This window comes from Shinella sp. HY16 (assembly GCF_028534175.1).
GTDB lineage: Bacteria > Pseudomonadota > Alphaproteobacteria > Rhizobiales > Rhizobiaceae > Shinella.
Genome location: NZ_JAHYXL010000001.1, coordinates 495,001 through 509,904, shown reverse-complemented (window position 1 = coordinate 509,904; position 14,904 = coordinate 495,001). Strand labels below are relative to the sequence as shown.

At 64.3% G+C, this 14,904-nt stretch carries 11 protein-coding genes, 1 tRNA gene and 2 rRNA genes (1 of these 14 only partly in view); all 14 read right to left on the bottom strand.

The genetic code is table 11. The annotated features are described in order from the left end of the window. Window positions 1-25: 25 nt before the first annotated feature. Window positions 26-1,033, bottom strand: coding sequence for an ABC transporter permease (locus K0P03_RS02490; protein ID WP_443020569.1), 1,008 nt, complete (start codon window positions 1,031-1,033; stop codon window positions 26-28). 5 nt (window positions 1,034-1,038) lie between these two features. Continuing rightward, window positions 1,039-2,547: a sugar ABC transporter ATP-binding protein gene (locus tag K0P03_RS02485; RefSeq protein ID WP_272788808.1), complete on the bottom strand. Its 1,509-nt coding sequence runs from the start codon at window positions 2,545-2,547 to the stop codon at window positions 1,039-1,041. A 2-nt stretch (window positions 2,548-2,549) separates the two neighbouring features. Further along, window positions 2,550-3,539, bottom strand: coding sequence for a hydroxyacid dehydrogenase (locus K0P03_RS02480; RefSeq protein ID WP_272788807.1), 990 nt, complete (start codon window positions 3,537-3,539; stop codon window positions 2,550-2,552). Further along, a complete protein-coding gene (locus tag K0P03_RS02475; protein WP_272788806.1) occupies window positions 3,540-4,355 on the bottom strand; it encodes an HpcH/HpaI aldolase family protein in 816 nt (271 codons plus the stop codon). An 11-nt stretch (window positions 4,356-4,366) separates the two neighbouring features. Continuing rightward, window positions 4,367-5,803: an NAD-dependent succinate-semialdehyde dehydrogenase gene (locus K0P03_RS02470; RefSeq protein ID WP_272788805.1), complete on the bottom strand. Its 1,437-nt coding sequence runs from the start codon at window positions 5,801-5,803 to the stop codon at window positions 4,367-4,369. 139 nt (window positions 5,804-5,942) lie between these two features. Continuing rightward, window positions 5,943-6,932, bottom strand: coding sequence for a Gfo/Idh/MocA family protein (locus K0P03_RS02465; protein WP_272788804.1), 990 nt, complete (start codon window positions 6,930-6,932; stop codon window positions 5,943-5,945). Between the two features lie 19 nt (window positions 6,933-6,951). Continuing rightward, complete coding sequence (locus tag K0P03_RS02460; protein WP_272788803.1) at window positions 6,952-8,073, bottom strand: Gfo/Idh/MocA family protein; 1,122 nt, start codon at window positions 8,071-8,073, stop codon at window positions 6,952-6,954. A 138-nt stretch (window positions 8,074-8,211) separates the two neighbouring features. Beyond that, window positions 8,212-8,988 carry an ATP-binding cassette domain-containing protein gene (locus tag K0P03_RS02455; RefSeq protein ID WP_023515026.1) on the bottom strand — a complete coding sequence of 259 codons (777 nt, stop codon included), beginning with the start codon at window positions 8,986-8,988 and terminating at the stop codon, window positions 8,212-8,214. Then, window positions 8,988-10,109, bottom strand: a complete 1,122-nt coding sequence (locus K0P03_RS02450) for an ABC transporter permease (protein WP_023515027.1) — start codon at window positions 10,107-10,109, stop codon at window positions 8,988-8,990. Before K0P03_RS02450 ends, K0P03_RS02455 begins: the two co-directional genes overlap by 1 nt. 85 nt (window positions 10,110-10,194) lie before the next feature. Beyond that, window positions 10,195-11,139: a sugar ABC transporter substrate-binding protein gene (locus K0P03_RS02445; RefSeq protein WP_050745730.1), complete on the bottom strand. Its 945-nt coding sequence runs from the start codon at window positions 11,137-11,139 to the stop codon at window positions 10,195-10,197. A gap of 70 nt (window positions 11,140-11,209) precedes the next feature. Beyond that, window positions 11,210-12,319: a phytanoyl-CoA dioxygenase family protein gene (locus K0P03_RS02440; protein ID WP_272788802.1), complete on the bottom strand. Its 1,110-nt coding sequence runs from the start codon at window positions 12,317-12,319 to the stop codon at window positions 11,210-11,212. Between the two features lie 372 nt (window positions 12,320-12,691). Then, a tRNA-Met gene (locus K0P03_RS02435) sits at window positions 12,692-12,768 on the bottom strand. A 269-nt stretch (window positions 12,769-13,037) separates the two neighbouring features. Continuing rightward, window positions 13,038-13,152, bottom strand: a 5S ribosomal RNA gene (rrf, locus tag K0P03_RS02430). A gap of 238 nt (window positions 13,153-13,390) precedes the next feature. Then, a 23S ribosomal RNA gene (locus K0P03_RS02425) occupies window positions 13,391-14,904 on the bottom strand (it continues 1,285 nt past the right edge of the window).

Below are 14,904 nucleotides of genomic sequence, written 5' to 3'. Positions count from 1 at the left end.
CTCCCTGTTGAAGTGAAATGAAGCGTCAGCCCTGCGCCCGGTCACGCTGCAAAAGCACGGCGATGATGATGATCGCCCCCTGGAAGGCGCCGTTGAGATAGGGGCTGACGAAACCGGTAAGATTGAGGATGTTGCTGATAAAGCCGAGGATCAGCACACCGACGATGGTGCCCCAGATGCGGCCGAAACCGCCGCTGAGCGCCGTGCCACCGATGATGACGGCGGCGATCGCCTCCAGCTCCCACATGAGACCGGTGGAGGGCGTGGCGGCGCCAAGGCGCGGCACGTAGATGACGGTGGCGACGGCGACGCAGAGCCCCTGGATGACATAGGTGAGGATGCGCACGCGGCTGACGGGGATCGCCGAATAGAAGGCGACGTGCCGGTTCGAGCCAATGGCGGCGACATGGCGACCGAAGCGCATGCGGCGCAGCGTCAGCTCACCGAGGATGGCGATGACGACAAGCACGATGATCGGCACGGCGATACCGAGGACCTGACCGTAGTAGATCGGCCGCACCGCATCCCGCAGCGAAAAATCGAGCGAGATGGAGCCGCCATCGGCAAGCCAGGTAATGACCGAGCGGAAGATGCCCATGGCGCCGAGCGTGACGATAAAGGCCTCGACACGCCCACGCACGATCATGAAGCCGTTGATGAAGCCCGCGGCCGCACCGATGACCAGCGAGAAGAGGATGCCGGCGGCGGCGAGCTGCCAACCGTCGCCGAGCGTGGCGGCCGCCGAATTCATGAACATGATCGTCATGCCGGCGACGAGCGCCGAGAGAGAACCGACCGACAGGTCCAGCCCGCCCGCCGTAATGACGAAGGTAGCGCCGACCGCGATGATGCCGATGATGGCGCTGCGGGTGAAGACGTTCGAAAGGTTCTCCGCACCGAGGAAGCTGTCGCTCATCAGCGTGCCGACCAGCATCAGGAGGATGAGCGCGATGAGCGGGCCGGCGGCTCCGAACAGGCCGACGAGGGTGCGGCCCGGCGACGCGGCTGCGTTGCCGGCGGACGTGGCGGTGATGTCAGTCAAAGGCTTGCCTCCTCCTGCGGACCCTTTTCTTCGAGGCCCATGGCAAATCGGATAATGTCGGTCTCGCTGATGACATCGCCGGAAAGCTCGCCGGCGATGCGGCCGCGCCGCATGACGAGCACCCGGTCGGACAGGCCGACGATCTCCTGCATCTCCGAGGAGATGACGACGATCGCCTTGCCCGCGGCGGCGAGCCCCGCGATGATTTCGTAGATCTGCTGCTTGGCGCCGATATCGACGCCGCGCGTCGGCTCGTCGAAGACGACGAGATCCGGTTCCGCCCCCAACGTCTTGGCGATCAGCACCTTCTGCTGGTTACCGCCGCTGAGCGCGCTCGCCGTGACATCGAGCCGGCCGGTGCGGATGTCGTAGCGCCCGACGGCCGCCTTGAGATCGCGCCGCTCGGCAGACCGGTCGATCCAGGCCGTGCCGGCGATCGCGCCGCTGGTCAGGGCGACGTTTTCCGCCAGCGGCTTGCCGAGCAGCAGGCCCTTGCCCTTTCGGTCCTCCGTCAGGTAGGCGAGCTTCACCCCCCAGGCCTCGCGCGCCGTCGGCAGCCGGCGCTTTTCGCCGCGCAGCACGAAAGACGTGCATTTCGCCGGGCGCAGGCCAAGCAGTGCCTCAAAAAGCTCGGTGCGGCCGGACCCGACAAGGCCGGAAATGCCGAGCACCTCGCCTTCTCGAATCTCCAGCGTCGCCTCTTCCACCGCGCCTGGCGCCGTGAGGCCGATCACGCTGAGAAGCGGCTTTCGCAGCGCCGCGCCACGACGCGGCGGGTAGATCTCGGCCAGCGGCCGGCCAACCATCGCCTCGGCCATAGCATCCTCGGAAATGTCGCACGCCTGTTCGACACGCACGATCTGACCATCGCGCAGCACCGCGACCCGGTCGGCGATCGCCTTCACCTCGTCGAGGCGATGCGAGGTAAAGATCACCGAGCCGCCCGCCGCACGGAAGGCCCGCATGCGCGCAAAGAGGTTGCCGGCCTCGGTCGCCGAAAGCACGGCGGTCGGCTCGTCCATCAGGATGAGCTTCGGCTGGCGGGCGAAGGCCTTGGCTAGCTCGATCATCTGCCAGTCGGAGACGGGAAGGTCGCTGAGCCGTGCCCGCACCTGCGCCGCAGAACCCAGCTCCGCGAGAAGGTCGCGCGCCCGCTTCTCCATCGCCCTGCGATCGGTGAAAAGGCCGCGTGTGATCTCGCGGCCGAGGAAGACATTCTCCGCCACCGTCAGGTGCGGGGCGAGGCAGAACTCCTGGTGCACCATGACGATGCCCGCCCGCTCGGCGGCATGGAGATTTGCCGGAGCCGGGGCACCATCCAGCAGCATCGTGCCCGAGGAGGGCGGCGCAAGGCCGGCGGCGATGCGCATGAGGGTCGATTTGCCGGCGCCGTTCTCCCCGACAAGGGCCAGAACCTCGCCTGGTTCGACGACGAGGTCGATGCCCTTCAGCACCGGTACGGTGCCGTAGGATTTGGCAATATCGCGAAAAGCCAGAAGCGTCATGATCAGACCCCGATCGTCGCGGGGCGGTATGTCGCGATCTCGGTGTGGTTGACGACGAGCGCCGGATCGAGCGTCCCCTTGAAGAAATCGAGAATGTTTGCTGCCGCGGCGATCGCCATGCGCCGCGCACAAGCCTCTGTAAGTCCGGCGTTGTGCGGGGAGAGCACCACCCGCTCGCAGACAAGCATCGGGTCATCGCCGGCCGGCGGCTCGCAATCGAGCACGTCGAGCCCCGCCGCGGAAAGCCGTCCCTCCTCCAGCGCCGCCAGCAGCGCCTTTTCGTCGATCAGCCCACCCCGTGCCGTGTTGATGAGAATGGCCGAGCGCTTCATTGCGGCCAGTTCTGCCGCGCCGATCAGCGGCTCGGGTCCGGACTTCGGCACATGCAGCGACACGACATCGGCACGATGCAGACCGTCCATGAGGTCATCGACCGGCATCACGCCCGCGGCCGCAATCCCGGCGGCGTCCTGGTACTTGTCATAGGCGAGCACCGTCATGCCGAGCGCCGCGCCGATCTGCGCAAGCCGCCGGCCGATGCGGCCGAAGCCGACGATCAGCAGCGTGCGCCCGTCGAGCTCGTCGGCATCGAGGCTGTTGCGGTAGTTCCAGTCGCCCTGCCGCATCCTGCGGTCGAAGAGCACGGTGCGCCGCGCGGCCGAGAGCATCAGCATGACGGCGTGCTCGGCCACCGCGCGGGAATTCACGTCGCCAACCACGGCGAGCGGGATGCCGCGGCCGTTCAGCGCCGCGACATCGACGGAATCGTAACCGACGCCGTGGCGGGAAACGATCTTCAGCTGCGGCGCTCCCGCGATGAAGGCCGCAGGAAGCGGCTGGGTGCGGATGAGCAGCGCATCGGCCATCGGCAGGAGCGGCTCGTAGCTCGCCGCGGAGACCTCCTCGACATAGTCGATCACCATACCGGGCGCGGAGTTCAGCACGGCAAGGCCGTCCGCATGGATCTTGCCGGCCACCAGGATCCTCGGCATTCAATATCCTCCCGTGTCGATCGTGTCGGCGGGAGCGACCTGCTGCACGCGCTCGCGGAAGGCCCTGACGCTCGCCTCGGCGGCGCCGGCGAGCAGGCGGACGTCGTTGGAGACGGTCACGAGATCGAAACCCCAGCCGACGGCTTCCGCGGCATAATCCGCCGTGCCGTTGTGCAGCGCCGCCCGCTTGCCGGCCCGGTGGGCGGCGTGGAGGATCGTCTTGATCGCCTCGATCATCTCGGGCTCGCGGCGGTCGAAGCCCGGCGCGTAGCGCTTGCCCTGCAGGCCGAGCGTCAGGTCGGCCGGGCCGATATAGACGCCGTCGAGGCCGGGCGTGGCGAGGATATCCTCGAGGTTCTCATAGGCCTGCGCGGTCTCGATCATGGCAAGGCAGATGATCTCGCCGTCGGCCTCGGCGGCATAACCGGGGCCGGCGGAAAACAAAGCGCGGCTCGGGCCGAAGCTGCGCACGCCGGCCGGCGGATAGCGCACATAGGACACGAGACACTCGGCCTCGGCGCGGGTGTTGATCATCGGGCAGATGACACCGTAGGCGCCGGCATCCAGCGCCTTCATGATGTCGGCCGGATCGAGCCAGGGCACGCGCACCAGCGGCGTCACGCCGCTTGCCCGCATGGCCTGCAGCATCGGCACAGCGCCGTCATAACCGACGATGCCGTGCTGCAGGTCGATGGTGAGGGAATCGTAGCCCTGCGCGGCCATGATCTCTGCGCTGAAGGAACTGGCTATGGAAAGCCAGCCGTTGAGCACCGGCTTGCCTTCCGCCCAGCGCTGCTTGACACCGTTCCGGATCATGGATGCCTCCCTCAGACCGTCATCTGCGCGAGCTTGACGTTGGAATAGTCGAGGATGCCCTCGGTGCCGCCTTCGCGGCCCATGCCGCTCGCCTTGATGCCGCCGAAGGGCGCCTCGGCCGCGGCCAGGGCAAAGCTGTTGACGCCGACCATGCCGGCCTCCAGCCGTGCTGCCGCCTCGCGGGCGCGGCCGGCATCGCGGGTGAAGACATAGGCGGACAGGCCCATTTCGGAGGCGTTGGCGCGGTCGAAGACCTCGTCGGCCGTGGCAAAGGGTGTGATGGCGGCGATGGGGCCGAAATTCTCCTCGGCGATCGCCTTCGCATCGTCCGGCAGGCCGGTGATGACCGTGGGCTCGAAGAAGAAGCCGGCATTCATCTCCGCCGGGCGCCGCCCGCCGGCAAGGATCCTGCCGCCGCGATCGCGCGCATCGGCGACGATCTCCTCGATGGCGGCAATGCGGCGCTCGTTGATCAGCGGCCCCATCTGTGTCGCCTCGTCGAGGCCGTGGCCGAGCTTCAGCGCCCGGGCGCGGACGGCAAAGCCCTCGACGAAACGGTCGTGCAGCGCCTCGTGCACATAGAAGCGGTCCGGCGTGACGCAGACTTGGCCGGCATTGGCATATTTCGTCGGCACGGCGAGATCGAGCGCGCGGTCGAGATCCGCATCGTCGAAGACGATCATCGGCGCATTGCCGCCAAGTTCCATGCTGACGCGCTTCACCGTCTCGGCGCTGTCGCGGATCATCTGCTGGCCGACGCGGGTGGAGCCGGTCAGCGATACCTTGCGCACGGCCGCCGCGGCCATGATGGGCTTGTAGGTGGTGGCTATGGGGCCGACCAGGAGATTGGCGACCCCGGCGGGGATGCCGGCCTCGCGCAGGCAATCGAAAAGGATCATCGCGACGCCGGGCACCTCGACGGAGGGCCGGACGATGACGGCGCAGCCGGCGGCGAGCGCCGGGGCGACCTTGCGGGCGATCAGCGCCGCCGGGAAGTTCCAGGCGGTGAAGGCGGCGACGACGCCGACGGGCTCATGCGACACTTCCAACCGGCCGCCCGGCGCGCGGCTTTCGACGATGCGGCCATAGATGCGGCGTGCCTCCTCGGCGTACCAGCGGAACTGGTCGACGGCGAGGCTCCATTCGCGGCCGGACTGGGCGAGCGGTTTTCCGGTCTCCAGCGTGATCTGGCGGGCAGCCTCAGCAGAGCGCGCGGCCATGGCATCGGCGGCCTTGTGCAAAAGGTCGGCGCGTGTCCATGCCGGCGTCGCCTTCCAGCTGCGGAAGGCCCGCTCCGCAACAAAAACTGCGCGCTCCGTATCTTCGACGCCCGCCGCGGGCACGCTGCCGAGAACTGCACCGTTGCCGGGATCGGTGATCTCCACCGAAGCGCCCTGCACCGGCCCCGACCAGGCACCGTCAATGAACAATCCGTATGCGCCGTACATGCTGCCTCCTCCATGCGGGGGCGCCGCCCGAAGGGGCCGCGTCCGCAAGCGTAATTCCAAAATCAGAAAGAAAGCAATTTTTATTGCAAGTCAAGAACAATCCGCAACGTTTGGTGCGAATACCCGCATATCGCACGGTTCAGTGCGGCCGTTCCGGCAGCACGAGCGGCGTGCGCCGGCGCGTCGCCATTGCCTCGACGATCTGGTCGGCAAGACACGTGGCGACGAGGCCATCCCAGGCCGTCGAGCCATCGGCGGGCGGCGTTCCATTGCGGATGCCGTCGATCCAGGCCTGATTCTGCAGGCGATAGGCATCGCGGAAGCGAGGAACCCAGTTTGCCGGAAAGCCCCCCTCCTCCGCGCCGTTGCGCCGCGTGCGGGTGAGCGCCGGATGCGCCATGCCGATCGTGCCGCCTGCGCAGACGGCCTCGGCATGGACATGATAGCCATAGGCGGCGTTCATGAAGACCTCGACGGAAACGAGGCTGCCGGCCTCCGTCTCGAAAACGAACATCGCAGGGTCGCCGCTCCCCTCGGCTTCCGACGGGCAGGGAATGACGGTGACGGCACTGTATTCCGTCGAGAGCAGCCAGCGGCAGACATCGATCTCGTGCACCAGCGAATTGGTGATCGCCATCGCACCGGTGAACCAGGCAGGCGCCGCAGCGTTGCGGTGCTGGCAATGCAGGATGCGCAGGGCGCCGAGCGCCCTGCTGTCGAGCGTCGCCTTCAGCTCCCGGTAGGCCGGATCGAAGCGGCGCATGAAACCGGTCTGCACCAGCGGCCGGCCCGCGTGTTGTTCGGCCGCGACGATCTCCAGACATTCGGCCGTGCTCGTGGCAAGCGGCTTTTCGCACAGAACCGGCTTGCCCGCCGCGATCGCCGCCAGCACCAGCCGGTGATGCGTGGCGTCGGGTGAGGCCACAAGGACAGCCTCGACCGCGGGATCGGCGATCAGCGCCAGTGCATCGCTCGTCGGCCGCGCACCCTGCCCGACCGCCTCGGCCCGTGACAGATCGGCGTCCGCCACGGCAACGAGATGTGCGCCCGCGACATCGCTGGCAAGGATGCGCGCATGTTCCGCCCCCATCACGCCCGCGCCGATGACGCCCACTCCAACCGTCTTCATGGTTCCTCTCCTCCCTCGTTCAGCCGGCCTCCACGACACGCCAGGTGCCGGCACGCGCGGAGGCATGGATCGTCTCCACCAGCGTCTGGATGCGCAGACCGGCGCGAAAATTGAATGGCTCGGGCCGAAGGCCGGCAATCGCTTCCAGATACCCGGCGACCTCGATCGCCTTCAGGTCGTTGAAGCCGAGCTGGTGGCCCGGCGCGACACAGAATCGGCCATAGGGCACGTGGTCCGGCCCCGCCTCGATGCGGCGGAAACCCTGCCGGCCCTTCCGGTCGGCCGTGGAGTAGAAATGCAGCTCGTTGAAATGTTCCTGCGAGAAGGCGAGCGCACCCTTGGTGCCGTAGACCTCGAAATCGTGCTGCATCTTGCGGCCGGTGGCGACCCAGTTGCCTTCGATGGAACCGGTGGCACCGTTTGCAAAGCGCAGGAAGGCGCGGCCGATATCGTCCGTCTCCACCGTGCGCATGCCGCCTCTGCCATCCGGGCGGCTGGCGATGACAGTCACGCAATCGCCCATCACCCTCTCGATGGGGCCGAGCAGGAATTCGGCGGTCGCCAGTGCGTGACTGCCGAGGTCGGCCAGCGCCCCGCCGCCAGCAGGATCGTGGCGAAAGGTGAAGGGCGCGGCGGCATCGGCCATGTAATCCTCGGCATGAAGGCCGCGATAGCCGCGGACTTCGCCGAGCTCCCCGACTGCGATCATCTCCCGCGCCAGGTTCAGCATCGGATTGCAAAGATAGTTGAAGCCGACCTGCGTGCAGATGCCCGCTTTTTCTGCGGCCTCCGCCATTTCCCGGGCATCGCCCGTCAGCGGAGCGAGCGGCTTTTCGCAATAGACATGCTTGCCGGCGGCGATGGCGGCAAGCGCCATGTCCTTGTGCAGGGCATTGGGAGCCGTGATGTCGACGATGTCGATTTCCGGATCCGCCACCAGGCTGCGCCAGTCGTCCGTGGCGCGCCCGAAACCGAGCGCTGCGCGGGCGGCTTCTGCCTGTGCCGGGGTCGCGTCCGCGATAGCTGCCAGTTCCACCTCATAGGGCAAGTCGAAGACCCTTGCGGCGGCCGCAAAGCCGAAGACATGCGTCTTGCCCATGAAACCCGACCCGATGAGGCCAAGACGGAGCTTCTTCTTCATTCTCTCTGTTCCCCGGATGATGGCCCACGGGTTTTCCGTGAGCAGCATTTTTGCAACATTTATTGCGAAATCATTGCACTATGAACGCTCGGTGTGCGGCCGGGGCGCAAGCAACGCCACGGCGCCTGATTGGTCTTGTCAGATCGTGCCGCCGAGCGAGGCTTCCAGCAGCGCCAGTTCCTGCCCGCCCGCCATCATGTCCTGCAGGGCTGCCGCATCCACCGTGCCGCGCTCGGCCGTGCCCAAGGTCTGCCCGCGGTTGAGCACCGTGAACCGGTCGCCGACGGCAAGCGCATGGCGGACATTGTGGGTGATGAAGACGACACCGATACCCTGCTTGCGCACCCGGTCGATGGTGCTGAGCACGTTCGCCGTCTGGCGTACGCCGAGTGCGGAGGTCGGCTCGTCGAGGATCAGCACCTTGGCGCCGAAATAGACCGCGCGCGCGATGGCGACCGTCTGGCGCTCGCCGCCCGAAAGCGTGCCCACCGCCTGATCGGGACCGCGCAGGTTGATGCCCATCTTGCGCATCTCGGTGACGGTGATCTCGTCGGCCTTGCCGGTGTCGAAGGTCTTGAACGGCCAGACGCCGCGCTCCGGCTCGCGGCCCATCCAGAAATTGCGGCTGACGCTCATCAGCGGGATCATCGCGAGATCCTGGTAGACGGTGGCGATACCGGCGGTCATCGCATCGCGCGGGCTCTGGAAGAGCGTCTGCGTGCCCTCCACCAGCACCTCGCCGCCACTCGGCCTGTAGACGCCGGACATGATCTTGATGAAGGTGGACTTGCCCGCACCGTTGTCGCCGAGCAGGCAGTGGCATTCGCCCGGCCTTATGTCGAAGGAGACGCCGGCCAGCGCGATGACATGGCCGAAGTGCTTGGTGATGTTTCTCATCTCCACGATGGCGGACATCAGCGTTCTCCCGTGATGATGCGGCGGATGTAGGTGTTCATGATCACCGCAGTCAGGAGGATGACGCCGAGGAAAACCCGGAAGAGCGAGCTTTCCGCATTGGCGAAGAACAGGCCCTGCTGCACGACGCCGAAGATGATCGCCCCGAGCGCCGCGCCGATGACCGAGCCGTAACCGCCGGTAAGCAGCGCCCCGCCGATGACGACGCAGATGATCGCCTCGAACTCCTTGAGCAGGCCCCGGTCTGCCGCCGCCGAGCCGAATTCCATCACCTGGCAGGTGGCGAAGACACAGGCACAGAAGGCCGAGAACATGAACATCAGGATCTTCACCCGGTTGACCGGCACACCGACATACCGCGCCGCAAGCGCATCGCCGCCAGCCGCGAAGATCCAGTTGCCGAACTTGGTGCGGGTGAGCAACCAGTGGCCGAAGATGACGAGCACGATCGCCCACACGACCAGCATGGGAATGCCGTCGATGACCGGCTGGCCGGCGCGGTTGCCGCGGGTGAAGGTGGCGATCCAGCCCATCTCGCCCATCCAGGTGAAGAGGCTTCCGAGGATCTTGCCGCCGAAGAGCGGCGCCAGCCAGTCGCCGGCCGCCTTTTCCGCAACGCCGCCGATGATCGTCTGGCGCGTGAAGTAGATCGAGCCCCAGATCGTCAGGCCGCGCAGGATGTAGAGGAAGGCGAGCGTGACGATGAAGGACGGCAGACCGGTGCGGATGACCAGCCAGCCGTTGACGCCGCCCAGAAGAATGCAGAAGACGAAGGTGATGACGATGGCAAGCCACAGCGGCACACCGATATGGACCGACAGGATCGCCATCATGACGCCGGAAAAGCCGATCATCGAGCCGGTGGAGAGGTCGAACTCGCCGGCGATCATCAGGAGACAGGCGCCGACCGCGATGATCATGAACTGGGCCGACACCACCGTCCAGTTCATCACGCCCTCGGCGGCGAACATGCCGCTGTCGCCAGCGACCGCTGCAAAGAGCAGGAAGACCAGGATGGTACCGCAGATGCCGCCAAGCTCCGGGCGGATCAGCGCGCGCCGGAGCGGCGAGACGGGCTTGATGCGCTCGTCCTTCAGCGCGTCTGGAATGACGTCCGTCATGAATGCACTCTCCTCCCTCGAAAGATCGGGCCTCGAAAGACCGGGGCGCGGGCGGCTGTCCGCCCGCGCCCGCGAAAACGTCAGATCAACGGTACTGGCCCGCCAGGGACTCGACCAGCGCGATGTTGTCCTTCGTCACGAAGCCCGGGCCGGTGAAGATGGAATTGGCCGGGGCGACGCCGTAGCGCACATAGCTCGTCAGCACCTGGATCGGGATCGAGCCCTGCAGGAACGGCTGCTGGTCGATCGCGAAGTTGATCGTGCCGTCCTTGATGGCGGCGGAGATTTCCGCAGAAAGGTCGAAGGTGCCGAAATAGATGTCACCGTCGAGGCCCATATCCTTGACCGCGCGGATCGACGGTTCGGCCGAGTTGGGGCCGAGCGTCAGGATGGCGCCGGTATCGGGATTGGCAGTGAGATAGGCCTTCACCTTGTTCTGCACTTCCGACGGGTCGATGCCGGAATCGACCATCTGGTTGCCGAGCTCGACGCCGATGCCCTCGGCAAAGCCGCGGCAACGCTCCACCGAGGCTGGATTGGTGATGTAGTGGTTGACGCACAGGAAGCTCTTGATACCGGCCTCCTTCGCGCGCTTGCCGGCGCCGAGGCCCGCTTCATATTCCGGCTGGCCGACATGCATCAGCGCCCCGAGCTTCTGGCTTTCCTCCACCGTGCCAGAGTTGACGGTGACGACCGGAATGCCCTTGGCGACGGCATCCTTGATCGGCCCTTCCAGCACGTTGAAATCGGCGATGGTGACGATGATACCGTCGACGCCGGCGGCCGAACTCTGCTGGACGATGCGTGCCATGTCGGCAAGGTCGCCCGTCGGTGGATTGCGATACTCGGTCGTCACGCCCATCTGCTCGTTCGTCACCTTGATCGCGTTCTTGATGACGTTGAACCAGCTGTCGCTGTCCGGGCCGTGGCTGATCCAGACGAATTTCTCGCCATCCGCTTGGGCAGCACCGGCGAGCGCCGTCGTCGCCAGCAGCACGCCGAGGGCAAGGGATTGCAGGATTTTCTTCATGCTTAACGTCCTCCCGAAGTCGGCTTCCTGTTCGCTCCCCGCCCGAAGCCTTTGCGGGTAACTCAAGATGTCAGGCCGCCCGTTTCGCGCCTTGCGCCGAAAGAGCGGCATCGAGGCGCGCCTGATCCCAGCGCTCCTCAACGGCCCGGGCAACGAGGTCCTGTTGGCTTTCGGGCGCAAGACCGCCGAGCGGCGGATCGGTGTCGAGATTGGTCGGGAACGGATAACCATCCGCCGTCGCGGCAATCACCGCCCGCCGCCCGGCCGGCGACAGGGCTGCCAGATGCGGGTACACCGAGCGGACCATCGCGGTGCGGTCGAGGTTTTCCATATGGCGGGCGAAGGCGGAAGCCGTCTGGATAAGGTTGACCATGCGCACGACGTCCGCCGTGCGGTTCTCGCCGGCCGCATGGAACAGCGCGGGGGAAAAGAAGATCGCGTCGCCTTTCTCCAGCGGAAGTTGGACGCAATTCTCCTCGAAGTAATCGCGGAATTCCGGACGCGTGGCGGCGACATAGCCCGGCAGATAGCGCTGAGAATGCGGCAGGAGCTTCGTCGTGCCGCTTTCCACCGGCATGTCGCAGTGAGCGACCCCGCCCTGCAGGATCAGCGTCGGGCCGGTGGCGTGGATATGGCTCGGATATTCCGCCATCTGCTCGGGCTTCATGAAGCCGAGATGATAGTCGCGGTGCGGCGCCTGCGCCTTGCCGCCGGGACGGACCTGGTTGACCTGCGTGGCGATCTGGTAGCCCGGGCCAAGCCAGGCGCGGCAGGCAATATCGATGACAGGATTGGCCATGTAGCGGGCATAGACGGCGGGATCGCGCAGGCAGAGTTTCTGCAGCGAGTTCCAGATGCGATCGTTGGCGCCCGCCTTGGCAAAATGGTCGCCGGCTGCCGTGCCCGCCGCCCGCTCGTCGGCGATGATGCTGCGAAAGACATCGCTTGCCGCATCGATGGCGCCCGGGTCGATGAAGGCGCGCTTGACGACGAAGACACCCGGCCCCTCGCCGATGACCGAGGCCCATTCCGGGCCGATGCCGTCATCGAGCGAGGCCCCGTCATAGACGGGGATGTTCTTCTCGATGGCGATCGCCGTCGGGCACATCGCCATGGTCGTCACGGTCTCCACCTGGCGGCGGAATTGCGCAAGGTCGATCACCGTTGCAATATCGTTCATCGAAATCCTCCTGTCCGATGCCTGAAAACCGGCTTGACGGCAGCCATCGCTCTCACCCCGCCCCTCCCCGGGCATGGCGAGCTGCAAACGCAGATCAAAAATTGCGACCATCAATTGACTGCAATATTAATTGTGAAATTTTATCGGTGTCAATACGGGCTGCGCTGCTTCACTGGCAAAGACGTTACCAATCGCAGGCAATCCTGATGATGCCCAACACATCTGCCACGTCCAAGACGACACATCCATGGTTTCCGTCTCCGTTGCCGATTTCGTTGGCATTATAGGGCTGCGGCTAGCGGGGTGGAAAAGGGGGGTTGTTTTGGGGCTTCAAACGCAAAAAGCCCTCCGCGAAGGGAGGGCTTTTAGATTTGGTTGCGGGGGCAGGATTTGAACCTGCGGCCTTCAGGTTATGAGCCTGACGAGCTACCGGGCTGCTCCACCCCGCGTTACCCGGTTTTGCCGGAGGCAAAATACCGCGACGATTGTCTCGTCCTGAACGCTTTTTCCCGGTCCGGTTTTTGCCGGAGGCAAAACACCGTTGTATTTCTGTGGCCTCGCACCGAGGTCTGGAAAGCACAAAGGCCGCTTGAAGCGGCCCTTTGGTTTCGGCAGGGCCGAATGCGTGTCGAGAAGATCGTTGTCGGTATTTTACCTTGCGGTAAAAACCTGTCGGTATTTGTCTTTCGACAAAACCTGCTCACATTGCCTTTAGCAGACCTGGCAGCGACCTACTCTCCCGCGTCTTAAGACGAAGTACCATTGGCGCTGGGGCGTTTCACGGCCGTGTTCGGAATGGGAACGGGTGCGGCCACCCCGCCATGACCACCAGGTCGGCTAAGGGCAATGTGATGAGAAGCTGGTAGAAGGGGATGCCTTCATTTGTCTTATTTTATGAACACGTCTTTTTCTTCTGTGGGCAACGGAGCGTAGCTCCGCAAGACCAGAGGCCGTCGCGCCCCGGTTTTTGCAAAGCAAAATACCGTATGGCGCGGCCCGTCCGGAGCACTGCGTGCGTCAGGACAGAAGAGATGGCTCATCGAATTTATTCGATGAGCATGAACAATGAGAACGATCAAGCCAATCGAGCTATTAGTACCGGTAAGCTTCACACATTGCTGCGCTTCCACACCCGGCCTATCAACGTGGTCGTCTTCCACGGCTCTCAAGGGAATACTCGTTTTCAGGTTGGTTTCCCGCTTAGATGCCTTCAGCGGTTATCCATTCCATATATAGCTACCCTGCTATGCCCTTGGCAGGACAACAGGTCCACCAGAGATATGTCCATCCCGGTCCTCTCGTACTAGGGACAGATCCTGTCAATATTCCTACACCCACGGCAGATAGGGACCGAACTGTCTCACGACGTTCTGAACCCAGCTCACGTACCGCTTTAATTGGCGAACAGCCAAACCCTTGGGACCTGCTCCAGCCCCAGGATGCGATGAGCCGACATCGAGGTGCCAAACAACCCCGTCGATATGGACTCTTGGGGGTCATCAGCCTGTTATCCCCGGCGTACCTTTTATCCGTTGAGCGATGGCCCTTCCACGCGGGACCACCGGATCACTATGACCGACTTTCGTCTCTGCTCGACTTGTCAGTCTCGCAGTCAGGCGGGCTTATGCCATTGCACTCGACGACCGATTTCCGACCGGTCTGAGCCCACCATCGCGCGCCTCCGTTACTCTTTCGGAGGCGACCGCCCCAGTCAAACTACCCACCATACACTGTCCCGGACCCGGATGACGGGCCGCGGTTAGACATCCATGACGATAAGGGTGGTATTTCAAGGATGGCTCCACGCAAACTGGCGTCCGCGCTTCAAAGCCTACCACCTATCCTACACATGCCGACACGAATGCCAGTGTAAAGCTATAGTAAAGGTGCACGGGGTCTTTCCGTCTAACCGCAGGAACCCCGCATCTTCACGGGGAATTCAATTTCACTGAGTCTCTGCTGGAGACAGCGGGGAAGTCGTTACGCCATTCGTGCAGGTCGGAACTTACCCGACAAGGAATTTCGCTACCTTAGGACCGTTATAGTTACGGCCGCCGTTTACTGGGGCTTCGATTCAAAGCTTGCACCTCTCCTCTTAACCTTCCAGCACCGGGCAGGCGTCAGACCCTATACGTCGTCTTGCGACTTCGCAGAGCCCTGTGTTTTTGATAAACAGTCGCTACCCCCTGGTCTGTGCCACCCCAAAATACTTGCGTACCTTGGGGTCACGCTTCTTCCGAAGTTACGCGTGCAATTTGCCGAGTTCCTTCAGCAGAGTTCTCTCAAGCGCCTTGGTATGCTCTACCTGACCACCTGTGTCGGTTTCGGGTACGGTCTATACGGTGGAGCTATTTCCTGGAACCGCTTCCCCGCCCAGACAATCCAATAAGTCTGAACAAGTTACGCAATCCGTCACTACCACCAGGCCCACGAATATTAACGTGGTTCCCATCGACTACGCGTGTCCGCCTCGTCTTAGGGGCCGGCTAACCCTGCTCAGATTAACTTTAAGCAGGAACCCTTGGTCTTTCGGCGAGAGGGTCTCTCACCCTCTTTATCGTTACTCATGTCAACATTCGCACTTC